Genomic DNA, 23731 nt, shown 5'->3' with positions numbered 1-23731 from the left:
TGCAAGGCGCGACATTTCTCCAAGACGCCCCGCGCCCGCCACCGCGAGAGTGATGGCACCCCGCACCGACCGACGGAGGACCCGTGGACGAGACGACCACCCCGCAGGATCAACACCCACACAGCCGCCCGGACCCGGCATCGAACGTCCCGCGTAGACGGCGGGCGCTGACCCGCCGGTGGCGGATCACCGCGCTGGCCGCCGGGGTGCTGGTCCTCCTCCTCGCGGGAAACACGGTGTCCGTGCTCAGGGAGACGGCCGAGGCCTCCGGCGAGCAGATAGTGCGCATTCCCGGCGGGGACCTCCACGTCGTACAGGACGGTCCGTCCGGCGCGCCCACGGTGGTGCTCTTGCACGGCCTCGGCGGTTCGACGGCGTGGTGGGACCCGGTCCTGCCAGCCCTGCGGGACCTGCACGTGGTACGGGTGGACCTGCTCGGGCACGGCGGATCGGCGAAACCGGCCGACGGCTACGGCATGGCGGAGCAGGCACGCCGGGTCGCAGCCGCGCGCGACCAGCTTGGGGTGCGCCGCGCGACGGTCGTCGGACACTCCACCGGCGGCGCCGTCGCCACATCGCTGGCCGAGCAGCGCAGTGACCTGGTGGCGGCGATCGCACTGATCGACAGCGGCCCACGGATCGACGCGTACATCGGCGACAGCTTCGTCGCCCACCTGGTGACCACGCCGGTGGTAGGGCAACTCCTCTGGCGGCTGCGCACCGACGGCACGATCCGCAACGCGCTCAGCACCGCGTTCACCCGCGACGTGCAGGTCCCCGACCGGATCATCGCCGACATCCGGGGCATGACCTACCGCAGCCTCACCGCGACCGACGCGGGGTCCAGCGCGTACCTGAAGGAACGGCCCCTCCCCGACCGGCTCGCCGGCCTCGGCTTGCCAACCCTGGTGATCTTCGGTTCCCAGGACCGGCGATGGCAACCCTCCTCCGCCCAGGACTACCGCCGCATCCCCCACGCACGCATCGAGATCCTCGACGGCGTCGGCCACACCCCCATGTTCGAGGATCCCAACACCACCGGAGCCCTCCTCCACGGCTTCGCCGTCGAAACCGCGTCACGCTGATCACCCGTCGTCGAGCGGTCCGGCGCCATGCAGTGCATGCAGCTGAGTGCCAACCCCGAACACCTGTGACGTGCTCCGGATAGCCGTGAGGCCTCGCCATCTTCGAACGTGCTGGTCGGAGGGGCTGGCGTGATGCCCCATGGTGGAGCCGCTGCGGGGGAAGCTGTCCAAGCTCGCCGGGCGAGGCTGGCTGCGCAAGCTGCCCGGCAGCCGCTTCTGCGCACTTCCGTGACCGGAATCGATGCCCGACCTGGGCGGATGGGGGCGTAACCGTGGTGCCCTCGGCGGCCGTTGAGATCGTGTGACCAAAACCAACGCGCCCGCCGAGGGCGTCTCCCTTGTCTACCAGTGCTGCCTCAACCTGTCCACGAACACCCTGGCCTACCTCGCCGACCTGCTGCGATCCCGTCTGAAGGCGATCCGCTCCCCGTGGCGGTCGCTGCCGCAGGGCCGGATCGCGGTGCTTGTGCTGGCGATGCTGCGGCACGACCAGCGCCTGCTCGACCTGGCCGGCGGCAACGGCGTGCCGGAGTCCACCCTGCGGCGCTGGCGGGACGAGATGATCGGCCTTCTCGCCACGAAGGCCCCACGCCTGGACCGGGCGCTTCGCACGATAGCCCGGCAGGGCGGGGAGGCCGTGCTGATCGATGGCACCCTGATCCCGACCCAGCGCCGCACCGGGCCGAACAACCGCCCCAACTACTCCGGCAAGCACCACCGCCACGGCCTGCACTTCCTCGCCCTGACCGACGAGAAGGGCCGCCTGATCCGGATCTCCGCGGCCCGGCCCGGCCGGACCATGTCACAGAGTCCTTGGGGTGCGAGAGCGGTCGCGGCACCGGGAGCTGTGGGTCCCACTGCGCCTGTCGGCGTCGTCGCTACGCCGGGTCCTGTCGCACGTCTGATTCCCCACATGGGGAATCAAACGGCCTGGCGGCCGACGTCCTGCAGCACGTCCTCGGCCCGGCAACTCGACTTCCCACGTTCGGCGTTGGAGGAATGCCGGGCTCTGGCCATCGAGCCGGCCCAGCGTGGCCTCGGCGCAGCGCTACGCGACTACCGGCTCGGCTCGCGCGGGCGCGCCGAGGGGTTCGTCGTGGACCGGGTGCTGCAGGAGTGCGCCGGGCTTGCGGGCGCGGTACGGGGCGCATGGTCTGGCATATACCACCGGCCACTGTCCGTCGCCCACTACCTGGTGCCAGTTGTGGCTGTTAGCACCCTTGTGACCAGAAACCGCCCTCTCATGGAGCAGGTCCTGCTCCTGGTCGACCGCGCCGTGAGCGTGGTGTCCCGTACTGTTCGCGCTCTTGTTGCCGCGGCAGTCAGGCTCGACGACCGAGCCGACTGTGCGTTGCGCGCGTGGGCGCGGCCACATGTCGCGCGACTGCGGGGGCTCTTATGGCGGGTCGTGCAGGCCAATCGTGAAAGCGCCCTCACACGATATCGGGCCGCCGGCGAGCGACGCCCCAGTGGCTCCCGTCCGTCTGACGGATCCTGACTTCCCGGCCCCGCAGGCCTGCCCGACACCGACGTGGTCTGCCTGGGATCGGCGACCGGGGGGGTGTACGAGAACTACTGCACCGGCGACCAGGCCACCCAGGACGCGGCGTTGCACGACAACCCGAGCAGCCGGCGCGTGCGCGCTCCACGGCGGGCCCGCGTGCGGTCCACCCCCGGGCGTGGTGGGTGGCGCACACCCGCCGGGCCAGGACCAGCACCGCCGCGCGCAGTTGGTCGGTCAGCTCCCGGGGTCGCGCCTGGTCGACGGAGCCGGCCTGCTCCTGGTGCTCGTCCATGCCCGGATCGTTCCCGGGATCCTGATGCATCGTGCGCGGTCCGCGGCCTGCCGTGAAGCCGCCTGCATCCGAATCCGGTTGCTGCTTCGTTTGCGGCTGTGCATCCTGCTGGGATGCGCTTCTCCATCAACATCCCGAACTTCGGTGACTTCGCCGACCCCCGAAACGTCGCGACCGTCGCGGCTGCCGCTGAACAGGCCGGCTGGGACGGGCTCTTCGTCTGGGACCACGTACTGCACCGGCGGCACCAGGGGCGTCCGTTCGGAGACCCCTGGATGCTGCTGACCGCAGCCGCGCTGGCGACCTCCCGGATCCGACTGGGCACGTTACTGACGCCGGTCCCCCGTTACCGTCCGCAGCAACTGGCCCGCCAAGTGGCCACCCTGGACTGCCTCAGCGACGGCCGGGTGACCTTCGCCGCGGGCCTGGGCGGTCCGATCGACGACGAATACCGCAGCTTCGGCGACACCACCGAGCCACATCTCCTCGCCGAGCGGCTGGACGAGGGACTGGAGCTGTTGCGGCGCTTCTGGACCGGCGAGCCGGTGAACCACCACGGCCGGCACTACGAAGTCCGGGACGTGACGCTGCTGCCCGCCACCGTGCAGCGGCCCGGTCCGCCCGTGTGGATCGGCGGGTTCTGGCCGCGTCACCTGCCCATGCGGCGGGCAGCGCGGTGGGACGGCGCGGTGCCGCTCTTCGAGACCGCCCGGCACGGGCATGTGCCCGACGTGGCGGAGGTGGAGGACCTCGTCGGCTATGTACGCAAGCACCGCACGGCCGAGTCCGAGCGTCCCTTCGAGTTCGTGCTCGGCGGTGCCACGCCCCCGGACGCGGCGAAGGCCAAGGACGTGATCGGTCCGCTGCACGACGCCGGCGCCACCTGGTGGGACGAGCGGCAGGTCCAGACCGGCCCCGACCTGGACCGCCTCACACCGGTGCTGCGCCGCATAGAGGCGGGGCCGCCAGTGCTCTGATCAGCCACTCGAGGTTGTGCCGGACGCGTTCGGCACAACCTGGGGAACCGTGATCGCGCGGGCGGGAATCACATGACGCTGATCATGCAGATCGTGCGGAAAAGCGTGACCGCCGACCCTTCACTTCACTGCCGCCCGGCGCGGCGCCTCCCCGACGCTGCCCCCGGTGAGCACACCGGCCGGGTGACGAAGGGCGCGGCGAGCGGCACAGCCCGGCGGCGGCCACGGGTCAGCCACCGATCCACCAGGCTGGACCCGTCACCGCCGGACCTGCCACCGAACCCTCGGTGGGAATACCGCGTCTTCGAGGTTTGCGGCGCCGGGCGCGGGTGACACGTAGGACATGGGTAGCTATGTGATCACCGTTCCCGGGACAGTGCAGCGACCGCTGGAGGAGTCGGCGCGCCGTACCGTGCTGGCCGTCGTGCGCGGTGCGGATCCTGAGGAGGTCGGTGCGCAGGTCCCCGACCTCGACGTGCTGACCCTGGACGAGCCGGAGGGAACGTTCGTCCTGCGCCTGGAGGTCGAGGCCGCCGACCGCACCGCCGCCGGTGAAGCGGCGCTGGTCCTGGCCCGGCGGGCTTTCGCGGCGGCCGGGTACGAGGAGGATGCGGTGGGCATGGGCACTCCGGTGGTCACCGGCATCGACGTCGGCTGATCCACACCGTCATCCCGTCGTTCCACCGCCGATCGGCCGACGGTTCACCCGTCGATGGTGTGCACAGCCGAAGAAGGAGACGCTCCGCCGTGACACCTGCCGTTGTGCCGAATTCACCGGACGACGTCGCGGTGGTGCTGTCGGGCTACGGCCCGGTCGGCCGTGCCTATGCCGACCTGCTGCGCACACGGGGCGATGAAATCGCCCACCGGTACGGCGTCCGGCTGCGGCTCGGCGCCGTCCGGACCGGCTCGGCACACTGCCTGCCGCGCCCGGGCGATCCGGTGCCGCCGCGTCCGGCCTGGGGGCCGCCGGTGGCGCTGGAGCAGAGCCTCGACCGGAGCGGCGCGCGCGTGCTCGTGCAGGCGCTGCCTTCCTCACCGGCGGTGCGGCGGCAGGCCGCCGCGGAGGCCGTTGTGGCCCTTGGCCGCGGGGTCCACGTGGTCACTGCCGCCAAGGGGCACCTGCTCACCCACTGGCGCGCCCTTGGCGAGGCCGCGCAGGCCGGCCGCAGCCTGATCAGGATCTCCGGGGCCACCGGGGCCGCGCTGCCGACGGCCGACCTGGCGCGGGCGGGCGTTCGCGGTCTCGGGTGTGAATCCGTCCGGGCGTGCCCCAACGGGACCGCCACCTTCGTCCTCGACCGGCTGGCGGCGGGGGAGTCCCTGGCCGAGGCGGTCGGCGAGGCGCAGCGGCGGGGCATCGCCGAGGCCGACCCCTCGGCCGATCTCTCCGGTGAGGACGCGGCCACCAAGGTGCGGCTGCTCGCGGCCCTGTTGTGGGGGTGGGAGCCGTCGGCCGTGCGGGTGTGGACGGAGCCGGTGGACGGGCACGCCGTGCCGGTGGCCCTGGCTGCGGCTGCGCGGGGGAACAGGCTGCGGGCGGTGGCGGGCGCGAGTGTCGACGAGCCCTTGGTGGTCCGCGTCAGGCTGGAGGAGACCGCGCCGGGTGATCCGCTCCACGCGCTTTCCGGGCCGGAGAAGGGTGTCGTCTATGGCTGCCCGGAGGCGGGGGACATCACCGTGAGCGGTGGCCGTTCGAGCCCGCTCGGTGCGGCCCTCGCGATGCTCAAGGACACCCTCGACGTGACGACGGCCGACCGCTTCGGTTTCGGCTGAGGGCTGCCCGGCGGACCGGGCGGGCGAGCAGTCGGCCGCTCCGACCGTGACACAGCTCACTGGAACCGTTCCGTGCCGGCCGGACAACCACAGGCGTGGACTTTTCGATGCACGAGCGGATCAGAGCCGGGGATCCCGGCGCCTTCCGGCAGTTGTTCCAGGAGCACGCGCAGGCGGTCCGCCAGCACGCGGTCCGGGTGAGTGGTGACCGTGCCGGCGCCGAGGACGTCATGGCAGTGGTCTTCCTGGAGGCATGGCGTCTGCGGGGCAAGCTCCGCGACGAGGGGACCACGCCTCGGCCCTGGCTGATGGGTATCACCGTCAACGTGCTGCGCAACCGCGCCCGGGCGGCCCGTCGGCATGCGGCGGCCCTCGCCCGCATGCCGGCGCCCGAACCCGTCCCGGACTTCGCCGACGAGCTGGTCGGCCGCCTCGCCGACAACGATCAACTCCTGGCTGCCAAAGCCGCGCTGGAGAAACTCCGCCGTGGGGAGCGCGAGGTGTTCTCCCTGTGTGTGTGGGCCGGCCTCAGCTATCCCGAGGCCGCCGAGGCGCTGGGCATCCCGGTCGGCACCGTACGTTCCAGGCTCTCCAGGGCCCGCACCCGGCTGCGTGCCCTGGCCGACAAGGAACTCCGGCAGGTTTCGAGAATTCGTCCGGAACCCCTGCGGGCAGCCGGACAAGTACAGGGTGGCCGGATGGTTCCGGCCCGGTCGCACAAGGAGTGGAACAGATGACCAGCACCCCGAAGCGGCGGCAGTCGCTCGACCACACGGAGCTGAGGCACCTGCTGCCCGCGGCCGAAGCAACTGCCGCCCCGCTCGGCCGGCAGCGCCAGATCGAGGAGTTCCTGATGAACGAGATCGCCCGCACACCCGAAGCCGCAGTTCCGGTCCGCCCGGCGGCCAGGAGCCGTCGTCGGCTGCTGATCGCCGTGCCCGCCACGCTGGCGACCCTCGCCGTGGCCGCCACCGTGGTGGTCCTCACGCCCGGCGACCAGGGAGCAGCCCCCGCGCGGAGCGAGCGCGTCGCCGCCCCCGTCGTCCCGGTCACGGTCGGCTCCGTCACCGGCCTGGCCGGCGCGGTGGAGCGGATCTCCCAGGCCGCGCAGGCCACGCCCGACCTCGTCCTGCGCCCGGGCCAGTACGTCTACATCGAGAGCACCGTGTCCCACCTCGCGAGCACCGTCGACGCCGACAGCGGCACGGCGAAGAGCTGGGTCGACAAGCCCCACCAGCGGCAGGTGTGGCACTCGGCCGACGGCCGCAGCGGCTGGCTCACCGAGGAGGGCAAGACCCCGGAAGGCGGCACGGCGTTCAACTCGGGCACCGGCGCCGCCCTCAACGGTCCCTCCTACGACTACCTGCGCACCCTGCCCACCGACCCGCAGGAACTGCTGCGGAAGATCTACGCCGAGACGAAGGGAGCCGGCAGCGGGCCGGACCAGGAGGCCTTCGTCACCATCGGCGACCTGATCCGCGAACAGGCCGTGCCCGGCACGCTCGCCGCCGCGCTCTACCAGGCCGCAGCCCGCATCCCCGGCGTCGTCCTGGTCGACAGCGCCACCGACGCCGCCGGGCGCACCGGCATCGCCATCGCCCGCACCAACGCCGCCAGCGGCTCCCGCGACGAGATCATCTTCGACCGCACCTCGTACGCCTTCCTGGGCGAGCGCAGCGTCCAGGTCACCGAGGTCTCCGGGGTCAAGCCCGGCACCGTCACCGCCAGCACCGCGGTCCTCAAGCGCGCCGCCACCGACGCCCCGGGCATCCGGCCCGGCACCGCACAGGCCTGACCACCCCGCCCGCCGCCCCCGGCCTCATCCCCGGGGGCGGCGGGCGGACGGATCCGAGTCCTCGTCAGGAACCGCCGCTGCGGTCCGCAGCGGGTCGGGTCCGGCGCCGCCTCCGCGAGGGTGCGGCCACCCCGGGCGGCCCACCGGCCGTACGGGAGGGTGACGTAGACCTCGCCGCTGACGGCGCTTCGGCGGCGGTCGGCTTAAGGAACGGGGCCACTCGACGGTGAGCAGGCGCGCCCGGCCGTCGGTCCGGGTGTGTCGACGGGCTCGGAGAAGGCTGCCACAACGGGCGCGGGCCGGACGGCAACTGCCCAAGCCTGGCAGCCCGGCGGCGCCTTGCCCGCGTCGTCGTGGGGGAACCTCTTCGGTCGGCACCTCGACTGCGTAGAACCGTCGCCGTGGCACGTGCGTCCGGAGAAGCATGAATATCCCTGTCGATGCAAGGTCCGGGCGGGCCCCCGGGGTTCGGGGGCCCGCCTTCCTGCGGGGGGTCGCCGGGGTCGGGATCGGGGCCTTGGGCCTGGCCGGTGGGTGCGGGGCGGCCTTTCTGGTGGCGTCTGCGCGGAGCTACTGCGATGCGGCCTGGGAGCCGCAGCACCAGTTCGTGTTCTCGTTTGTCGAGTGGCCCGGCATGGAATTGCTGTGCTTGGTCGTGGCGGTGGCGGTGTGGGCGGGCGCGAGGCGGCTGACCGCCGGGCTGTCCATCGCCTGGCGGGGGATCGTGCCGGTAGGACTGGTGCTGCTCTCGCTCGCGGTGCTGGCGGCCGGGTGCTTCGCGCTGCTGGGCGCGCCGAGCGGGTACCACGGTGACTCAGGGCTCTGCCCGACCAGCAACGTTCCCCCGTGGTGGCCGTCCTGGTTGCCCGCCTGAGCGGACCGCCACCGTGCGCGGCGGCCCCGCGGACCGCACCTGGGACAGGCGGATCCGCGAGCTCGTCCGCCCAGCACAGCGGCGAGCCAGCCGAGCAGGTGGGTACGGCCGGACTGCTGCTCCTGCCGTCCGTGTTCGCCCACAAGCCCGTGCCCCCGGTCAGCCCGGACCGGCCACCCACGGTGGCTTACCCCAGCAGGGGAGCAGCGACGCTCTGGGCCCCGGCCCCCGTGGCCGACGCAGCCGCTCTGGCCTCCCTGCTCGGCGCGCCCCGGGCGGGGCTGCTCCGCCTGATCGAAGAGCCGCTGCCCACGGTCGAGATCGTCCGCCGCCTCAGGGTCACCCCGAGCGCCGTGTCCCAGCACCTGCGCGTGCTGCACGCCACCGGTCTCGTCACCCGGGCGCGCGACGGGCGCCACGTCCTGTACCGTCGCAGCCCGCTCGGCGACCAACTGACGGGGAAGCGAGGGCGCCCGGGGCGGGGGGAGTCGGTGCTTGTTCGGCAGGCTGATTGAGCTGCTGCTGCCTGCGGCGCTGCGCATCGCGTAGGTCCTCGACTCGCTGCGTGAACTCTGCGAGCAGCTGATCTTCCTGATCGAGGCCGAACTCCTCGGAGACACCGGCTCCCAGAGCTGACGCGTCCCCGCGCGACGTAGCCGGCGCACCGGGGACAGCCTGACCCCGCGACGCGTCTGAGTGTACGGCCGCCTGCCACGTGCGGCCGTCGTCGCACACCGTGCACCGCGCACCCGGAACACCCGCCGGTGCGAGCCGGGCCCGATGGTCGCCCTGGCCAGGCTCTCGTTCAGGCCGGGTGTCACTGAGCCGCGATCAGTGGGTGCTCCTCGAGGAGGAAGCGCGTGCGACGGGTCGTGATCGTGAACCGTGCGGGGGCACGCTGACCTCACGTTCGCCCAGCATGCGGTCGCGGTGAACAGGACGATCGCCGCGTTCGTCCTCGGTCGGACTACGAGCCCTTGGGGACGCCCGGGTACCACTCGCTCCAGCCGTCCCAGGGGGTGAGGGTCCGGGACCAGGTCACGTTGTTGCTGTCGAGGGAACTGATGGTGAAGTTGAAGTCGCCCTGGTGGTTGAGGACCTTCACCTGCCGGACGAAGGGGCCGCCGCCGAGGGAGCCCCATGCTCCGTTGTCGTCGTTGATCCACACCGCGTGGTCCAGGCCGATCACGAAGCGGACCTCGCCCTTCGACGTCTTCATGATGGTCTCGCCGGAGCCGTAGGCGAACCCGCAGTAGAAGAGCCCGCCACGGTTGGAGCAGGTCTTCCCGACGACGACCGGTTTGTCCGATGCCCCGGCGGCGGGGGCGGCGGCCAGTACGGCGGCCAGTGCCGATGCGACTGCGACCGCACTTCGGATCTTGTTCATGGTTCTCTCTCTTGCTCTTGGCAGGGCTGTGCGCCGGAGATGGTGATCCGGGCGCGAACCACCCTGTCGTCCTTGCAGACGCCCGGTCAAGATCCCGCCGTGACAACGGCGCGAGCCCACGCAGTGCACTGCCCGATCGTGCAGGCCGGCTTCGTTCAATCGTGAGGTCGATCGGCAGGTCCTGATGCCGGATCCGCTCCCTCGCGGCCCTCTCGGCGGCGGTCGAACCGCCGCCCTGCGCATACCTCACAGTGCAGGGCCACCGACAGCATCTGCCGGTTGTCGGGCGAACGGCACCGACTCCACCCAATCAAGTTGACCACATGTCACTCTCCACGACGGCGCCTGTAGTACGCGTACGTCAGAGCCAGGAGAAGAGGGCCCCACAGAATCAGCGGGAGAGTGGCCGCTGCCGCGAGGGCCTTCCACCAGCCGTTGGAGTACTCGACGAGGGGGACCCCGCCGATGTGGAGAAAGGCGAGCGGCAGTGGGTCCCACAATGCGATAAGCGCCAGACCGCCCAAGGTGGCCGGAACGATCGCTGCGAGCGGTGGAATACGTCGGCCGCCGATGATCGGGATCCAGGAAGGAGCCACTTCGCCCCATCCGGCCACCAGTCCGAAGGAGAGGTAGGCGAGCCCCTCGGAGAGAAGGCTGAGCCCGAAGACGTAGAGGATCACCCACCAGTGCCAGGTCTTGTGGACGGCGTAGACCTGGCCCATCTCGTAGTCGAACGCGAACGGCAGGCGCCAGAGGCACGATGGCAAAACAGCCAGGGGTATGACCTGGGCGGAGCGGACGGCCCACTTGGGGACCGGCTGCGCGGTGTCACCGACCGTCGGGGATGGATGAAGCGTCTTGAATCGCATGAGCCGATCCTCCTTCCCCGGCGGGCGCAGGGGATCGGCCTGAAGTAGTGCCCGACGGTCACCCCCGCGAGGGGCATCGAGTCCTCCGCTGGAAGGGCGGCCGCGGCTCCGGGCGAGTTTCGATGGCAGGGATGGCTGCTACGAGCCGGGCGGACGGCTGCTTCGCCGGCACCAGCCATACCCCGGAAGGCTGACCGACATCACGCTTTCAAGTTCGGTAGCTCGTCATACACGGGGAAGAAGGCCAGGTCACCGCGACCGGCCGGTTCCGACCACCGCGTCACGTCACAGTTCGCCGGAGACCAGCCACCGCCAGCGTCGGCGCTCCGTGACCAGGGTCGCGGCGGCCAGCAGGGTCACGGGGCCGGCCGCCCACACGGGCCAGGCCAGCCATGAGGAAACCACGGCCGCGGCGAGCTGGAGCAGCACCAGGAGGATCGTGACCAAGCCCGGTACTGCGATGATCACCTGCGCTTTGTCACCTGGAGTGGAGAAGCACGTGGGAAGGCCGACCAGGAGCACCACGGACAGAGCGGCGAGCAACCAGGAGTGGCCGGCCAGCGCCCAGGGTGTCGCCACCCAGGCGACGAGTTCCACCACGAAGCGCAGAACGGACGCGGCGCGGTCGTCCGGTCGAGCCGAAAGCGGTCCCCCCGCAGTATTGATCACCTGTGGACGGTTTCATCGCCCGCACCCAACGGTCAAGTGCCTGAGCACCGTTGCTCGCCAAGCAGGCTTCTTCCCGTGCCCTGTGCAGCTGGCTACCGCGCGGCCCGGCTGACGGAACCGCAGGACGAGGACCGGCTGCTGTTCGCCGGCGAGATCGGCACGGCCCGGCTGTGCGCCGCGACCGGCTGCACCGGCCGACCCTGGAAGCGTGGGCACGGCGCAACAGGACACGCCGGTAGTGCGGTCAACGGGTCGGTGGACGGCCTTGCCCGAGGAGGACAGCCGGAAGGAGAACAGCAGGACACCAACTCGCCCGGCGAGCCGCACCGTCACGTCGCCGAAGTCGACCTCGGCCTCCATGTCCGGTTGGTGAGTCTGCGGGAGGCCCAGGGAGCCGCCAGGCGCTGAAGCGGAGCGGAGGGGCCCGGGGCCCGGGGGCTGCGGGAGCTCGTCGTGGTGCGCGGCGGGGACAGGGCTACTCGGCGGGCGGGCGGGCGGGCGGCCGGCGCGGTGCGGCCCGGCGTCCGGGTGCCCGGCGGGGCGCTTCCCGGTGCCGGGGTCCGGGTTGCTCCTGGGCCTGGGCGTCGGCGCTGTGCCCCGGGGCGGCGCGGCCGCCGCAGCGGGGTTGCGGCCGCAGCGGGGTGGCGGCCGCTGATCAGGGCGTCGGCCCCGGCGAGCGCGGGCGGCCTGCCCTCGGCTAACCTCCCCCCTCGTGGACGATCACCCCGAGCCCTCGACCCTGCGCGTCTTCGTGGCGCTGGCTCCGCCCGACGATGCCAAGGACGAACTGGCCCGGGCCCTGCAGCCCGCCTACGCCATGTATCCGCGGCTGCGGTGGAACCGGATCGAGGACTGGCACATCACCCTGGCTTTCCTCGGCGAACTGCCGTCCACGGCAGTGCCGCTGCTGCGGTCGGCGCTGGCCGGTCCGACGGCGTCGCGCCCCGCCCTGCAGCTAGGCCTGCGGGGCGGCGGCCACTTCGACCAGCGGCTGCTGTGGAGCGGGATCGACGGGGACCTGGAGGGACTCCACCTGCTCGCCGCCGACGTCCGGGACCTGGTCAGGTCCTGCGGGATCGAGTTCAGCGACCGGCCGCTGCGCCCCCACCTGACCCTGGCACGGTCCCGCCGCGACGATCCCACCAGCGTGCCGCAGGCCGCGGCCGGGCTCACTGGGTTCGTGGGCCGGCCGTGGCAGGCCGAGCGTCTCCACCTTGTCGGCAGCAACATCGGCCGTGGCCCCGGGCCGATCCGCTACCGCGACATCGAGGCGTGGCGATTCGGTCCCGCCGTCCGGGCCGGGGGCGACGGCGCTCCCACTGGGCCGTAGCCGGCAGGCGAGTGCCTGCGGTGGGTGGGTGGCTGTGTCGGTCCGTTGGTGACGGAACCCCGGGTGGGGTGGTGCTGCGCCGGGAAGGGTCGGGCCGTGTTTGCCGTCGTCGGTTCGTTGTTCCGGCTGGCCTGCGAGAGCCGCCCGATCCCCCGGGCTGTGGGGTGTGCCTGAATCCGCCGCCAGCGCCCTGCAGGTCTTCAGCTCCCCGGCCTGGCGGCCTGGTCGAGGACGACGAGGACCCTCCCGAGGCGCTGCGCCGGGAGCTGCGCGAGGAACTCGGCCTCGACCCGGCGGTGCTGCCCGCGCCGCCGGCGGGTGCTGCGCTACGTCCAGGACCAGGTGACCGGAGCGCCCGGGCGAGAGCGCGCCGTTCCGCCGCCGGTACCCGGTCTTCACGGCCCACCCAGACGACTCAGGGCCCGACACACAGCACTGCCCCGTGGTGCGCACCGCCGTGCCGGAGGAGCGCACCATGGGGCGTCACCGGCGGGCGTCGTGCGAAGCGGGCCCGAATCTCTCAGCCGGCTGCTCTTCCGTTCGAGGCGGAGGTCAGAGCGTGAGGTAGACCAGCCCGCCGAGCCCGGCCAGTGAGCAGTACCAGGCGAACGGTTTCAGCGTGTGCGTCTTGAAGTACTTGCTGAGGAAGTGCACGGCCGCGTACCCGCCGACGAAGGCCAGGACGCTCGCGACCGGGACCTGTGCACCGAGGTCGGCGCCGTCCGCGTCGACCAGCGAGGGCAGTTCGAACAGGGCGGCGGACCCGATCACGGGCGCGGTGAGGAGGAACGCGAAGCGGGCCGAGTCCTCGTGGGACAGGCCGTTGAGGACACCGGCGCCGATGGTGATCCCCGTGCGGCTGATCCCGGGCAGGAAGGCGGCGATCTGCGCCGCCCCGATGCAGACCGCCTGCCAGAAGCTCAACTGGACGATTCGACGGTCCGACTGTCCCTCGGCGGAGAGGTCCTTGTCGCCCGGGGCGACGAACGGCTGCGCCCGTCGTCGGCCGGAACCGTCGCGCCGGAGCAGCTCGACACCGAACAGCAGGAGGCCGTTCACGGTGAGGAAAACGGTGGCGGGGACGGGCCTGCCCAGCGTCGCCTTGAACACCCCGCTGATGGCCAGCCCGGCGACACCGACGGGTGTGGCCCCCGCGATCACCAGCCAGGCGAGGCGCTGGTCCGGTTCGCGGATCAGCCGCCGGCGGACCGAACTGCACAGGCCACGCGTGATCCGCGCCCAGTCCTGCCGAAACCTGATCACCAGAGCCAGCGTGGTGGCCAGGCGAAGCCCGACCAGGACGGCCAGGTACGGGGAGCCCGGCGCGGACACGTCGAGGTCGTGCCGCCAGCGCCCGCCGACCAGCGCGGGCAGCAGGATGCTGTGGCCGAGGCTGGAGACCGGGAACAGCTCGGTGACACCTTGGAGCAGGCCGACACCGACGGCCTCGGGATAGGTCAGGACGGACATCTTCGACGATGACTTTCACAATCGGCGGGAGATCCGTACAGGGCCTCCGCACGAGGGTGACGCCGCTTCCCCCGTCCCTCGGGCGGAGCGAGACTACTACAAGATGATCTATGTACTCCGCCGGCTCCCCTACGTTCGGTCCCGATCGGTAACCAGGCCGAATGGACCGACGGACCGTCACGAAAGACCGGGGCCAGGCCCGCTGCGCCCTCGGCGAGCGGTTCGGCGCCCTACGACCAGCACGGCGCAACGACGCCCCCTGGGCGCCCCGGTCGACCGGCCGTTTCGTTCAGGCCTTCAGCCGTTCCCGTCGGGAGGTCCGCGTCCTCCCGCCGGGGGAGCGCGGCGAGGACGAACGAGCCCGCCCCGCTGCGCAGCCCGGTTGTCGACCGCTCTCCCGCTTTCGGCCGGTCGGACGGAGGCGGCCGACCTCGTGGTCACCTTCGGCGATGCCAGGACCGATGCCCGCAGCGCGGCCCGCGGTCGAAGCCCGCGGTGCCGAGCCACGTCATCGCGGACGCCGCCTGGCGGCACCGGCCGGCGGGGGACGGTCAGGACGGCTGCCACGGCTGGAGCTTGTCCGGGTTGCGCACCGCCCAGATGTGCGTGACCCGGTCGTCCTCGGCGATCTCGAACGCGAACACCGTCTCGATCCGGCCCTCCGAATCGATCACCAGGCCCGGCAGGCCGTTGACGGTGCGCTCGAGGATCGTTCGGGGCGGCGCGAGCCGGGCGATCGTGAGATAGAGGCGGGCGATCCGCTCCGCGCCCTCGACCGGCAGCAGGTGGGCGATGGCGCGGCCACCACCGTCGGAGACCGCGGTGGCGCCTGGGGCGAGGAGGCCGAGCAGGGCCTCGATGTCCTGCGCCTCCCAGGCCGCCTTGAACCGCCGGACGACGCTCGCCTGCCGGGCCGCGCCGGGGCTCGCCTCCGCCCGCGCGGCGATGCGACGGCGAGCCGAGGACGCCAGCTGACGGCAGGCCGCCGGGCTGCGGCCGATGACCTCGGCCACCTCGGCGAACGGGTAGCGGAAGACGTCGTGCAGCACGAACGCGACGCGCTCGGCCGGGGTCAACGACTCGAACACGACCAGGAAGGCCATGGTCACCGACTCGTCGAGGGTGATCCGGTCAGCCGGGTCCCCGCCGACGCCGCCCGCCGCCCCGGCGATCCACTCGGCCGGATCGGGCAGGGGCTCCGGGATCCACTCCCCGACATAGGTCTCCCGTCGGCTGCGCGCCGAGCCGAGCAGGTTCAGACAGAGACGGCTGGCCACCGTCGTCAGCCAGGCGCCCGGGGACTCGACGGCCTCCTGCCGCGCCCGGGACATCGCGTACCAACGGGTGTAGGTCTCCTGGACGATGTCCTCGGCGTCGGCCAGGGACCCGAGCAGCCGGTACGCGAGATTGAGCAGCTGTCGCCGCTCGCTCGTGATCGTGTCCAGGCCCGGGTCGTGTTGCTCCTCCGCCTGCCGCTGCGACTGTTCCCACGGCGTGGTCATACGCTCTCCGGCTCCCTCGTTCGCGGCCCCTCTCCCTTACGACAAATCAGAGCGGCGGAATGTGAGGTCGGCGGCTCGCCTCACATTCGGCAGGGCTGCGTTGTCGGACCGGGTGAAGGGGAACACGCCGGCCACAGGACAGGACGCCTCACATGAACGACTTCCAGGAGATCGCCGACCGCGTCGAGATCGAGGCGCTGCGCGGCGAGTTCACCGACGCGGCGATGATGCGCGACCGCGCCCGCCTCGCCGCGCTGTTCACCCCCGACGGCGTGCTGCGCATGCCCAACGTCCCGGTCGAGTTCGTCGGCCGCGGGGAGATCCGGACCGGAGGCGAACGCCTGCAGGCCCAGTGGGACTTCTTCGTGCAGAACAGCCACCCGGGCACGATCCGGCTCGACGGCGACACGGCCACGGGCCGCGCCTACATGCAGGAGATCGCGCGGATGCTCGACGGCCGCTCGGGCCTGAACTTCGCCGTGTACCACGACAGCTACCGGCGGACGCCGGAGGGTTGGAAGTTCGCCGAGCGGGTCTACGAGGTCAGGTACGTCGACACGACCCCGCTGCGGGGCTCCGCGTCCGGTCCCGACGTTCAGTCGCACGGCTTCGGTGAGGTCCGGGACGCGGGTCCGGCCTCGGAGGCCGCCGGGACGGACGGGTCGGTCACGGGTGCGCCCGACGACTTCGGCGCACCGGTGTCCGCCGAGCGGCTGGACCGGGTGGTCGCGGCACTGCGGGCGAACGGCTTCACCGCCGAACTGCTCGACGACGCCGCGGCGGCCCGCGCCCGCGTCAAGGAACTGATACCGGAGGGCGCGAGCGTGTTCACCGGGGCCAGCGAGACGCTCGGGCTCTCCGGCATCGCGCAGGACCTCGAGGAGGGCGACCGCTACCAGGCCATCCGGCGCAACGTGCTGGGGATGGACCGCGCCACCGAGTTCGACCGGATCCGCCGGCTGGTGGCCACCCCGGACGTCTTCGTCGCCAGCGTCGCGGCCGTCACCGAGACCGGCTCGCTCGTCATCGCCTCGGGCAGCGGCAGCCAGCTGCCCGCCTCCGCGGGCGGCGCCGCAAAGGCGATCTGGGTCGTCGGGGCGCAGAAGGTGGTGCCCGACCTGAGTACCGCACTGCGCCGGGTCGAGGAGCACGCCCTCCCGCTGGAGAACGCGCGCGCCCAAGCGGTCTACGGGCAGCCGAGCGCGGTCAACCGTCTGCTCGTCCTCAACGCCGAGCCGCAGTCCGGCCGCGGCACTGTCCTGCTGCTGCGCGAGGCCATCGGATTCTGACGTCCCGCGCCGGGCCGGGCGGTCAACGCCTGCGCCAGACCACCCAGTTCTGCTGGGTGTCGGCCCGCTCGACGTACCAGCCGGCGGGGTGGCCGGGCGGACCTGCCGCATGCGCTCGTTGAGTGGGTCACCACGCTGATCGTCACCCGGTATGGTGACCGTCGGTGCAAGCTCCGGCCCTCGCAACGGGCGCTCGTCGCACTGGTGTACCTGCGCAAGCACGACACCCCCGCGCAGATCGCGCCGGCTTCCGGATCAGCGTCGGCACCGCCCACGCCTACGTCCATGCGGTCACCGCCCTCCTCGCCCCCCCTGCGCGCCCGGCCTGACCCAGGCCCTGCGCGAGGCCGACCCCGAGTACGTGCTGGTCGACGGCACTCTCGCGGAGTGCGACCGCGTCTGCGACGGCCGCGCCGACTACTCGGGCAAGCATCGCCGCCACGGCGTGAACCTCCAGGTCATCGCCGGCCCGGAAGGCAAACTCGTGTGGGCTCACGAGCGTTGGCGGGCCGCACCCACGACCTGACCGCGGCCCGGACCCACCGCATCGTGAAGACCTGCGTGAGACTTCGCATTCCTGCGCTGGCCGACCTGGCCGACCTGGCCTATACCGGCGCCGGCGGGACGTTCGCCGTGCCGGTCAAGCGAAAACGTCGGCAAGGAGCTCACCGCGGGCAGAGATCGCTGAACCGGGCCCACGCCCGGTTTCGTTACCCCGTCGAACGAGGCGTGGCGACACTCAAGCGGTGGCGGATCTTCCGCCGTGCCCGCTGCAGCCCGAACTGGCTTACGTCAGCAGCTGAAGCCGTCCTCACCCTCGAGCGGCAACGCTGAAAGGCTCACTGTGCCCGATCACGGCCTGGTGGCCAACCAGGCGGTCACGGCCGCGGTGGCGGTGAGTCCGACATTGAGTGTGATCCGCCGGTCCTCGCCGGTCAGGTGAACGGCGATCGCACCGGTCTGCAGGAGTACGAAGCCGATGGCTGCGGCCGGCGCCAGCGCGGGAGCGGTGCCGGTCATCGGTGGCAGGATCAGACCGGTCGCGCCGAGTATTTCGACTGTCCCCAGTGCCCGGAGGGCGGGCAGAGGTATCCCGTCGACCCAGGCCATCATCGGTCGGAGTTGATCGCGGCTGCGGATCACCTTCAGCGTGCCTGCGTAGAAGTAGAAGAGCGCGAGGAGTCCCGCGACGATCCAGTAGGCGATGTCCATGGTTTCCCGTTCATGGGCCCCCGGTTCGCGGGGGCCCGTCGATTGCGTCGATTTGCCAGGGAAGCCCCTGGAGAAGCCCGGTCCGCCGTCCGAGGAGTTTGGACACGAAGGCGGGAGCGCCACGGCCCCACCGGACGGAAGTCGGAGGGAGGCGGCCGGGCCACTCCGTCCCGTCGGCTTCAGGTGAGGTCGGTGGCAGGCTGTGTCGCGTAGCGGCTCATCGCGTCGATGTTGGCCTGTGGCGTCAGCGGCCGGCCGCCGGCGAGCGCCTCCTGAAGGTCTCGGAAGTACTGCATGTACAGGTCGGGGGTGAAGGTGCTGAGCATGACAGCGGGTTCGTCGGTCAGGTTGGCGAAGGTGTGCGGGGTGCCGGGCGGAACCATCACGAGCGTGCCCGTGGTGGCGTCGTGGTCCTCCTCTCCGACGGTGAACCGCACGGTTCCGGAGAGGATGTAGAAGCCCTCGTCGTGTCGGGCATGGCGGTGCTGAGGCGGTCCCTGGGTGTGCGGGGCGAGGACGGACTCGGCGATCGCGAGGCGGTGGCCGGTGTGGCTGCCGTCCTCCAGAACGCGCATGCGCGTCGTGCCCAGAACGATCGTCTCGCCGTCTCGGGGACCCACCACCGATACGGCGGGGTCGGCCTGCGGCTGCCTGGTCTTCGCTTCTTCGGTCATGTTCACGAGTGCACCGCCGGGACCCCGCCGGTGTCCAAGACCCATTCCGCAGCGCCGATACCTCGTGGATATCGTTGCAGCATGGAGCTACGGACCTTGCGCTACTTCGTGGCGGTCGCCGAGGAACTCCACTTCGGTCGGGCCGCCACCCGACTGCATATGAGTCAGCCGCCGCTGAGCCGGGCGATCAAGCAGCTGGAGGCCGAGGTCGGGGCTCTGCTCTTCGCCCGCTCGACCACCGGCGTCACGCTCACTCCGGTGGGCATGGTGCTGCTCGACGATGCGCGAGCCCTACTCGAGCACGCCGACCGCGTCCGGGTACGCGTGAGCGCGGCAGCCGGCGTCGCGACCATCACCGTCGGCATCCTGGGCGACGGCACCGACCCGGGAGTGGCCAGGCTGGCTGCGGCCTACCGCCGAAACCACCCCGGCGTCGACATCCGCATCCGCGACACCGATCTGACCGACCCGACGTGCGGACTGCGCGCGGGACTGGTCGACGTCGCCCTCACCCGGGCGCCGTTCGACGAGACCGCCCTGACGGTGCGTGCGCTGCGGACCGATCCGGTCGGCGTGGTCCTGCGCGCCGACGACCCGCTGGCCCGCAGCGACCGGCTGCGGCTGGCCGAGCTGCGCGACCGCCGCTGGTTCCAGTTCCCGCAGGGCACCGACCACATCTGGCAGTCGTACTGGAACGGTGGCAAGCCCCGCGAGGGACCAGTGGTGCGCGGCGTCCAGGAATGCCTGCAGGCTGTGCTGTGGAACGGCACTGTCGGCCTGGCCCCACTCGGGCACGACCTGCCCGCAGAGTTGACCGTGGTGCCGCTGATCGACATGGCGCCGAGCCGAGTGGTGGCGGTGTACAACAAAGGGGATGCCAACCCGTTGATCCGATCATTCATCGAGATCGCGACAGCCGCGTACCGCCACAGAGCACCGGCAACGGTGCCGCCGCCCGCGTGAACAAACGCTGCGGCCCTCGCGATCGCCTCCCGAAGTGGTGAGCATCTGCTGCCCCTTCCGGGGCTCTGGCACGAGTTCTGTGGTGTCTCACGCTGCGTGATTGTTGATCTTCTTGTCCGCCTTTGTGAGGTTGCCTGAAAAACGGCGGGCGCGGTCAGCGAGACCGCCGAGCGATGCGTCACCCGCCACCGCACCTGCCTGCGGACCGTCGTTCCCGAGCTGGACCAGCAGCCCGAGCAGGAAACCTCCGACTCCGACCAGCAGCCGGGCTCGCACTGGCCGACCGGCCACCGCTTCGCCGACCGGACCCGCACGGATAGGTGATGTTCATGAGAACGGGAGTCAACTGCCGCAGGCCTTCCCCCTGGCGTGTCCGTCACTGCCCGTTCCGGTTGGTGAGGGGCGGTTGAGAGGCGGCCGGTGGTGCGAATAGTGCCTGGGCGGTTTCGGTGGCCAGGTCTCGCAGCCAGGTGTGGGCGCGGTCGTCGTCGTAGCGCTGGTGCCACAGCAGGTACAGGGGGACGTCGGGCAGCGGGAGTGGCGGCGGCAGTGTGGCCAGGCCGAGTTGTTCCCGGGCCGCGCGGGTGACCGCGTCGGGGAGGGTGACGACCAGGTCGGTGTCGAGGGCGAGTTGCAGTGCGAAGGCGGCGGAGGGCCCGGCGGCGACGACGCGTCGTTCGAGGCCATGGGTGGTCAGGACGTCGTCGATCGGGTCGCGCAGGCTTCCGCGTCGCGAAACGGTGAGGTGTTCGGCGGCTGCGTAGCGCTCGATGCTCAGCGGGCCTTCGGTGAGGGGGTGGCCTGGTCGGACGGCGACGACCAGCCGGTCGCTGCCGATGAGGCGGTGGCGGATGTCGGGGAGCGTCGGGGCGCTGGAGCTCGATTCGAGGTCGACCTCACCCCGGCGCAGCTCGGCGTCGTCCGTCCCGGGTTCGGCGGACAGGCGCAGCCGGACGCCGGGGGCTTGGCGGTGGACGGCGGTGACCAGGGCGGTGCCGCAGGCGGCGGTCAGGGCGTCGTGCCAGCGCACGGTGAACACCCTGTCCAGAGCTGCCAGGTCGAGTTGTTGCCGTGCGGACAGGAGTTGGTGGGCCTGCTGAACGAGGGCGTGGACCTGGGCGCGCATGGCCAGCGCGCGGGTGGTGGGGACCATGCTGCGGCCGGTGCGGACCAGGATCTGGTCGCCGGTGGCCTTGCGGATGCGGCCCAGGGAGCGGCTCATCGCCGGTGCGGTGACGTGGAGGCGGGCTGCGGCGCCGGCGACGCTGCCCTCTTCCAGAAGTGCGTCCAGGGCCGTGAGCAGATTCAGATCCAGTTGCATGCCGGTAACTCTATAAGTGAATAGCATGCACTTGTTGTTAATGGTTGGGGGGCCTACCTTCGAAGTGCGGGCGCGAGACAAGCCGCCCGCACACATCGAACCCAGGGAGCCCGCCATGAGCACAGCCATGCCTTTCGCCGCCGACACGACGCTCCTGTCCGAGACGACCGCCGCGGTGAAGACCGCAGGCCAGACCCTGCGCGACCGCCACACCCCGCACGCTCGCGGCGTGAGCCTGGAGGAGGTCGTCGCTGAGATCCACGCCAACGACGACGCGGTGCTGGACGTGCTGCGGGAGCCGCTGCTGCGGGCCCGGCGGGGATCGCAGTGGGCCGAGGACGAGCTGGCCGGCGGTGCGCTCCCGTCGGGGGAGTGGTGGGTAGTCGACCCCGCCGAGGGCAACATCAACCACGTTCACGGCATGGAGGAGTGGGCTGTGACCGCCACCCTGGTCCGCGACAACCGGCCGGTGCTCACCGTCGTCCACCTGCCGCTGACCGGCGACACCTACACCGCTGTCGCCGGCGGCGGTGCCCGCCTCAACGACCGGCCCCTGATGGTGTCCGCCAAGACCGATCTGGGCGCCGCGCTCGTCGGCACAGGCCAGGCCCGGCCCGGCGAGGACGAGCGCACCTTCCGACGGATCGGTGAGTCGGTCACGGCCATGCTCATCAACGGCCTGGTCGTGCGCGTGTCCGTTCCCGCCACGATGCAGCTCATCCACGTCGCGGCCGGACGCACGGACGCGTTCTGGCAGTTCTCCGACGTTCGCTCCGGTCTGGTCGCGGGTGCGCTGCTGGTATCCGAGGCCGGAGGTACCGTCACCGACCTGGCGGGCGAGCCCTGGCACACGGGCAGCCGCGACTTCCTGGCCACCGCCCCCGGCATCCACACCGCCGCCCTCAAGGTCCTGTCGCCGATCGCCTGACCGGGCACCTCCGCTTTACCCACCTCACACCACAAGGAGCAGCACCTCATGACCAGCATCGGCATCCTGGGCGCCGGCCGCGTCGGCGCCAACCTCGCCGGCAAGCTCTCCGCAGCCGGACACCGTGTCACCCTCGGTCTCCGGAAGCCGGAAGGGGCCGCAGCCCTTGCCGCCGGCATCGCCCCGCAGATCGCCTTCGCCGACCAGCGCACCACCGCCCGCACCGCGGACATCGTGATCAACGCGACGCCCGGCTACACCTCCCTGGACCGCCTGGCCGGCCTGCGCACCGAGCTCTCCGGGAAAATCCTCGTCGATCTCTCCAACGCCACCCGCGACGCCGATGACGGCCTGCCCGCCGACTTGTGCTATCCCGGCAGCAGCCTCGCCGAACAACTCCAGGCCGCCCTCCCCGACACCCAGGTGGTCAAGACCCTCAACACCATGTTGTTCATGGTCATGACCGCTCCCGAAACCCTGGCCACCCCACCGACCGCCTATCTCTCGGGCGATGACCAGAACGCGAAGAAGACCGTCACCGGCCTGCTCGGCGACCTGGGCTGGCAGCCCGCATGGATCGAGGACCTCGGCGGCATCACCACAGCCCGCGCCACCGAAGCCATGATCCTCGTGGTTCCCCACATCCTGCGCCGACACGGCTTCAAGCCCTTCGCCGTCTCCCTCGCCCGCTGACCCATCAAGATCAAGACCGGGTTCAGGCCAAGCCGGTAGCGGGCCGTCGATCTCCAGGGAGTGGACCACCGGCGCGCACGTACCGCGCCTGGGCGTCCGGCCAGGCCGCCGAGTTTCGGCGATACATGGGTGCAAGCGATCCATGGAGTACGCAGTCGGCGGTGGCGGGCGGCGGACAGGATCGCCTGGCCGTAGGCATTGCCGCCCCAGAAGCCGCAGTTGATCCGGTCGTTGAGGGCCGTGCCGTAGGCGACGTTGTAGTTCAGGCTGTACTTGGCCTTCAGGATCTCCACGGTCTTCTGCACCGCGCCGCGGCAGCCCTCCTGCACTCCCAGCACCTGGGGGCGGTACGCGGCGATCTCCTTCGCGTAGTCCTCGGGTTCGGCGCTGCCGGGTGCGTAGAGGTTCCACGTCGTGATCCGGCCCGGGAAGACGGCGGCGCGGCTCTGCGCGGCGACGCCGGTGACCGGTTCCCCGCGATCGCCGGCGCCGGGGGCGTCACCCGTGCCGGAGGCGGTGGTGACGGACGGGCCGGTGGCAGTCGTGCCGTCCGGGGCCGCACCGGCCAGGGCGAGGCCGCCGGCGAGGAGGCCCGGCCTCGGCTGACGGGTCGTCGGGGGTCGGCGCCGGGTCCTGGCCGGGCCCCGGGGCGGGGGAGTCATCGGACTCCGGGCTGTCGCCGGGAGCGGCGGGCGGGGTCTGCGGGGCGGTCGTCTCCGAGGAGGAGGGCCGGTCGTCAGCGGGCGGGGTGGGCCGGCGCCCTGGGCAGGTGCAGTCGGGCGGGGTGGCCGAGGGACCCGGGGTGGGACGGTGGGTGTGGCCGGCCGCGGCCGGGTGGGAGCGGGCGGGGACGGGGCCCTCGGCGGCGGCGAAGGCGTCCGGAGCACCCGGGGTGGTGGCGGCGAGGACGGGTACGGCCAGCGCGCCGGCGCCCAGCAGCATCCCGGCGCCCAGCCACCGGCTGATCCGGTGCCGTGCACCGGAGTCCTTGCGGTGCCGGCCGGTACCGGCGGTGAGCCACGCGCTCCGTCCCATGTCGGATTCCCTTTCCTCGCCTGTTGTCACGGATCCCGGTGAGCGTGCCCGGCGGGTCTTGAAGGGGACAAGGAGGTTCGGCGTCC

At 71.7% G+C, this 23731-nt stretch carries 25 protein-coding genes and 2 pseudogenes; 17 read left to right on the top strand and 10 right to left on the bottom strand.

Going from position 1 to position 23731, the window contains the following annotated elements:
• Positions 1 to 83: 83 nt before the first annotated feature.
• From OG286_RS02140 to OG286_RS02100, 9 genes and pseudogenes are all read left to right on the top strand, one after another.
• Entirely contained in the window at positions 84 to 1085 is a 1002-nt protein-coding gene (locus OG286_RS02140; RefSeq protein ID WP_405364666.1) for an alpha/beta fold hydrolase, read from the top strand.
• A gap of 301 nt (positions 1086 to 1386) precedes the next feature.
• Positions 1387 to 2583, top strand: a complete 1197-nt coding sequence (locus tag OG286_RS02135) for a transposase family protein (protein WP_405364664.1) — start codon at positions 1387 to 1389, stop codon at positions 2581 to 2583.
• 411 nt (positions 2584 to 2994) lie between these two features.
• Positions 2995 to 3858 carry an LLM class flavin-dependent oxidoreductase gene (locus OG286_RS02130; protein ID WP_396320292.1) on the top strand — a complete coding sequence of 288 codons (864 nt, stop codon included), beginning with the start codon at positions 2995 to 2997 and terminating at the stop codon, positions 3856 to 3858.
• Between the two features lie 343 nt (positions 3859 to 4201).
• On the top strand, positions 4202 to 4516 hold the full coding sequence (locus tag OG286_RS02125; RefSeq protein ID WP_396320291.1) for a hypothetical protein: 315 nt from the start codon (positions 4202 to 4204) through the stop codon (positions 4514 to 4516).
• Positions 4517 to 4605: 89 nt separating this feature from the next.
• Positions 4606 to 5634: a homoserine dehydrogenase gene (locus OG286_RS02120; protein WP_405364662.1), complete on the top strand. Its 1029-nt coding sequence runs from the start codon at positions 4606 to 4608 to the stop codon at positions 5632 to 5634.
• 107 nt (positions 5635 to 5741) lie between these two features.
• A complete protein-coding gene (locus OG286_RS02115; RefSeq protein WP_396320561.1) occupies positions 5742 to 6371 on the top strand; it encodes an RNA polymerase sigma factor in 630 nt (209 codons plus the stop codon).
• Positions 6368 to 7429, top strand: coding sequence for a CU044_5270 family protein (locus tag OG286_RS02110; RefSeq protein ID WP_396320287.1), 1062 nt, complete (start codon positions 6368 to 6370; stop codon positions 7427 to 7429). The genes OG286_RS02115 and OG286_RS02110 overlap by 4 nt, the downstream gene beginning before the upstream one ends.
• A 634-nt stretch (positions 7430 to 8063) precedes the next feature.
• Entirely contained in the window at positions 8064 to 8303 is a 240-nt protein-coding gene (locus OG286_RS02105) for a hypothetical protein (protein WP_405364660.1), read from the top strand.
• Between the two features lie 110 nt (positions 8304 to 8413).
• Positions 8414 to 8818, top strand: a pseudogene (locus OG286_RS02100) (ArsR/SmtB family transcription factor); the annotation flags it as partial.
• A gap of 452 nt (positions 8819 to 9270) precedes the next feature.
• On the opposite strand, the gene OG286_RS02095 reads toward OG286_RS02100, so the two are convergent.
• The 3 genes from OG286_RS02095 to OG286_RS02085 form a co-directional block, all read right to left on the bottom strand.
• Positions 9271 to 9690, bottom strand: coding sequence for a hypothetical protein (locus OG286_RS02095; RefSeq protein ID WP_396320280.1), 420 nt, complete (start codon positions 9688 to 9690; stop codon positions 9271 to 9273).
• Positions 9691 to 10016: 326 nt separating this feature from the next.
• Entirely contained in the window at positions 10017 to 10559 is a 543-nt protein-coding gene (locus OG286_RS02090; RefSeq protein WP_396320279.1) for a hypothetical protein, read from the bottom strand.
• A 285-nt stretch (positions 10560 to 10844) separates the two neighbouring features.
• Positions 10845 to 11159, bottom strand: a complete 315-nt coding sequence (locus OG286_RS02085) for a hypothetical protein (protein WP_396320278.1) — start codon at positions 11157 to 11159, stop codon at positions 10845 to 10847.
• 144 nt (positions 11160 to 11303) lie between these two features.
• Between OG286_RS02085 and OG286_RS02080 the strand changes: the two genes are divergently transcribed.
• From OG286_RS02080 to OG286_RS02070, 3 genes are all read left to right on the top strand, one after another.
• Positions 11304 to 11636, top strand: a complete 333-nt coding sequence (locus OG286_RS02080; RefSeq protein ID WP_396320277.1) for a hypothetical protein — start codon at positions 11304 to 11306, stop codon at positions 11634 to 11636.
• Between the two features lie 304 nt (positions 11637 to 11940).
• Positions 11941 to 12558, top strand: a complete 618-nt coding sequence (gene thpR, locus OG286_RS02075) for an RNA 2',3'-cyclic phosphodiesterase (protein ID WP_396320276.1) — start codon at positions 11941 to 11943, stop codon at positions 12556 to 12558.
• Positions 12501 to 13121 (top strand): NUDIX domain-containing protein, encoded by a 621-nt coding sequence (locus OG286_RS02070; RefSeq protein WP_396320275.1) that lies wholly within the window; start codon positions 12501 to 12503, stop codon positions 13119 to 13121. The genes thpR and OG286_RS02070 overlap by 58 nt, the downstream gene beginning before the upstream one ends.
• Here the strand turns inward: OG286_RS02070 and OG286_RS02065 are convergent.
• Both OG286_RS02065 and sigJ read right to left on the bottom strand, forming a co-directional pair.
• Positions 13111 to 14028 carry an undecaprenyl-diphosphate phosphatase gene (locus OG286_RS02065; protein WP_405364657.1) on the bottom strand — a complete coding sequence of 306 codons (918 nt, stop codon included), beginning with the start codon at positions 14026 to 14028 and terminating at the stop codon, positions 13111 to 13113. The two genes, OG286_RS02070 and OG286_RS02065, sit on opposite strands and share 11 nt — an antisense overlap.
• A gap of 551 nt (positions 14029 to 14579) precedes the next feature.
• Positions 14580 to 15530: an RNA polymerase sigma factor SigJ gene (gene sigJ, locus OG286_RS02060; RefSeq protein WP_396320273.1), complete on the bottom strand. Its 951-nt coding sequence runs from the start codon at positions 15528 to 15530 to the stop codon at positions 14580 to 14582.
• A gap of 152 nt (positions 15531 to 15682) precedes the next feature.
• On the opposite strand from sigJ, the gene OG286_RS02055 reads away from it, so the two are divergent.
• Together OG286_RS02055 and OG286_RS02050 are read left to right on the top strand one after the other, a co-directional pair.
• Positions 15683 to 16819, top strand: a complete 1137-nt coding sequence (locus OG286_RS02055; protein WP_405364655.1) for an LUD domain-containing protein — start codon at positions 15683 to 15685, stop codon at positions 16817 to 16819.
• 102 nt (positions 16820 to 16921) lie between these two features.
• Positions 16922 to 17653 (top strand): annotated as a pseudogene (locus OG286_RS02050) (transposase family protein).
• A gap of 18 nt (positions 17654 to 17671) precedes the next feature.
• Here OG286_RS02050 and OG286_RS02045 read toward each other — a convergent pair.
• Entirely contained in the window at positions 17672 to 18031 is a 360-nt protein-coding gene (locus OG286_RS02045; RefSeq protein ID WP_396320271.1) for a DoxX family protein, read from the bottom strand.
• Between the two features lie 179 nt (positions 18032 to 18210).
• Entirely contained in the window at positions 18211 to 18705 is a 495-nt protein-coding gene (locus tag OG286_RS02040) for a cupin domain-containing protein (protein ID WP_396320270.1), read from the bottom strand.
• 81 nt (positions 18706 to 18786) lie between these two features.
• Here OG286_RS02040 and OG286_RS02035 point away from each other — a divergent pair, with 81 nt between their 5' ends.
• Positions 18787 to 19668 (top strand): LysR family transcriptional regulator, encoded by an 882-nt coding sequence (locus tag OG286_RS02035; RefSeq protein WP_396320269.1) that lies wholly within the window; start codon positions 18787 to 18789, stop codon positions 19666 to 19668.
• Positions 19669 to 19755: 87 nt separating this feature from the next.
• Here the strand turns inward: OG286_RS02035 and OG286_RS02030 are convergent, their stop codons facing one another.
• The gene (locus OG286_RS02030) at positions 19756 to 19944 is read right to left on the bottom strand and encodes a hypothetical protein (RefSeq protein WP_396320268.1); all 189 of its coding nucleotides are present in this window, start codon (positions 19942 to 19944) and stop codon (positions 19756 to 19758) included.
• Positions 19945 to 20044: 100 nt separating this feature from the next.
• Positions 20045 to 20989, bottom strand: a complete 945-nt coding sequence (locus OG286_RS02025; RefSeq protein ID WP_396320266.1) for a LysR family transcriptional regulator — start codon at positions 20987 to 20989, stop codon at positions 20045 to 20047.
• Between the two features lie 115 nt (positions 20990 to 21104).
• On the opposite strand from OG286_RS02025, the gene OG286_RS02020 reads away from it, so the two are divergent.
• Together OG286_RS02020 and OG286_RS02015 are read left to right on the top strand one after the other, a co-directional pair.
• Positions 21105 to 21917 carry an inositol monophosphatase family protein gene (locus OG286_RS02020; protein WP_396320265.1) on the top strand — a complete coding sequence of 271 codons (813 nt, stop codon included), beginning with the start codon at positions 21105 to 21107 and terminating at the stop codon, positions 21915 to 21917.
• A 48-nt stretch (positions 21918 to 21965) separates the two neighbouring features.
• A complete protein-coding gene (locus OG286_RS02015; protein WP_396320264.1) occupies positions 21966 to 22610 on the top strand; it encodes an NADPH-dependent F420 reductase in 645 nt (214 codons plus the stop codon).
• 498 nt (positions 22611 to 23108) lie between these two features.
• On the opposite strand, the gene OG286_RS02010 is transcribed toward OG286_RS02015, so the two are convergent.
• Positions 23109 to 23645: a hypothetical protein gene (locus tag OG286_RS02010; RefSeq protein WP_396320263.1), complete on the bottom strand. Its 537-nt coding sequence runs from the start codon at positions 23643 to 23645 to the stop codon at positions 23109 to 23111.
• Positions 23646 to 23731: the final 86 nt, after the last annotated feature.

Origin of the sequence: Kitasatospora sp. NBC_00039 (assembly GCF_045160625.1) — a bacterium.
Lineage (GTDB): Bacteria > Actinomycetota > Actinomycetes > Streptomycetales > Streptomycetaceae > Kitasatospora.
The sequence above is the reverse complement of the archived record's forward strand: the minus strand, read 5'-3'. Positions and strand labels throughout refer to the sequence as shown.

Excerpts from the sequence above, each read along its gene's own strand:
- sigJ (WP_396320273.1), bottom strand. The coding sequence starts at position 15,530 with ATGACCACGCCGTGGGAACAGTCGCAGCGGCAGGCGGAGGAGCAACAC.
- OG286_RS02065 (WP_405364657.1), bottom strand. The coding sequence starts at position 14,028 with ATGTCCGTCCTGACCTATCCCGAGGCCGTCGGTGTCGGCCTGCTCCAA.
- OG286_RS02055 (WP_405364655.1), top strand. The coding sequence starts at position 15,683 with ATGAACGACTTCCAGGAGATCGCCGACCGCGTCGAGATCGAGGCGCTG.
- OG286_RS02115 (WP_396320561.1), top strand. The coding sequence starts at position 5,742 with ATGCACGAGCGGATCAGAGCCGGGGATCCCGGCGCCTTCCGGCAGTTG.
- OG286_RS02035 (WP_396320269.1), top strand. The coding sequence starts at position 18,787 with ATGGAGCTACGGACCTTGCGCTACTTCGTGGCGGTCGCCGAGGAACTC.
- OG286_RS02105 (WP_405364660.1), top strand. The coding sequence starts at position 8,064 with ATGGAATTGCTGTGCTTGGTCGTGGCGGTGGCGGTGTGGGCGGGCGCG.
- OG286_RS02010 (WP_396320263.1), bottom strand. The coding sequence starts at position 23,645 with ATGGGACGGAGCGCGTGGCTCACCGCCGGTACCGGCCGGCACCGCAAG.
- OG286_RS02025 (WP_396320266.1), bottom strand. The coding sequence starts at position 20,989 with ATGCAACTGGATCTGAATCTGCTCACGGCCCTGGACGCACTTCTGGAA.
- OG286_RS02045 (WP_396320271.1), bottom strand. The coding sequence starts at position 18,031 with ATGGACATCGCCTACTGGATCGTCGCGGGACTCCTCGCGCTCTTCTAC.
- OG286_RS02090 (WP_396320279.1), bottom strand. The coding sequence starts at position 10,559 with ATGCGATTCAAGACGCTTCATCCATCCCCGACGGTCGGTGACACCGCG.
- OG286_RS02095 (WP_396320280.1), bottom strand. The coding sequence starts at position 9,690 with ATGAACAAGATCCGAAGTGCGGTCGCAGTCGCATCGGCACTGGCCGCC.
- OG286_RS02020 (WP_396320265.1), top strand. The coding sequence starts at position 21,105 with ATGAGCACAGCCATGCCTTTCGCCGCCGACACGACGCTCCTGTCCGAG.
- OG286_RS02110 (WP_396320287.1), top strand. The coding sequence starts at position 6,368 with ATGACCAGCACCCCGAAGCGGCGGCAGTCGCTCGACCACACGGAGCTG.
- OG286_RS02015 (WP_396320264.1), top strand. The coding sequence starts at position 21,966 with ATGACCAGCATCGGCATCCTGGGCGCCGGCCGCGTCGGCGCCAACCTC.
- OG286_RS02125 (WP_396320291.1), top strand. The coding sequence starts at position 4,202 with ATGGGTAGCTATGTGATCACCGTTCCCGGGACAGTGCAGCGACCGCTG.
- OG286_RS02040 (WP_396320270.1), bottom strand. The coding sequence starts at position 18,705 with ATGACCGAAGAAGCGAAGACCAGGCAGCCGCAGGCCGACCCCGCCGTA.
- OG286_RS02130 (WP_396320292.1), top strand. The coding sequence starts at position 2,995 with ATGCGCTTCTCCATCAACATCCCGAACTTCGGTGACTTCGCCGACCCC.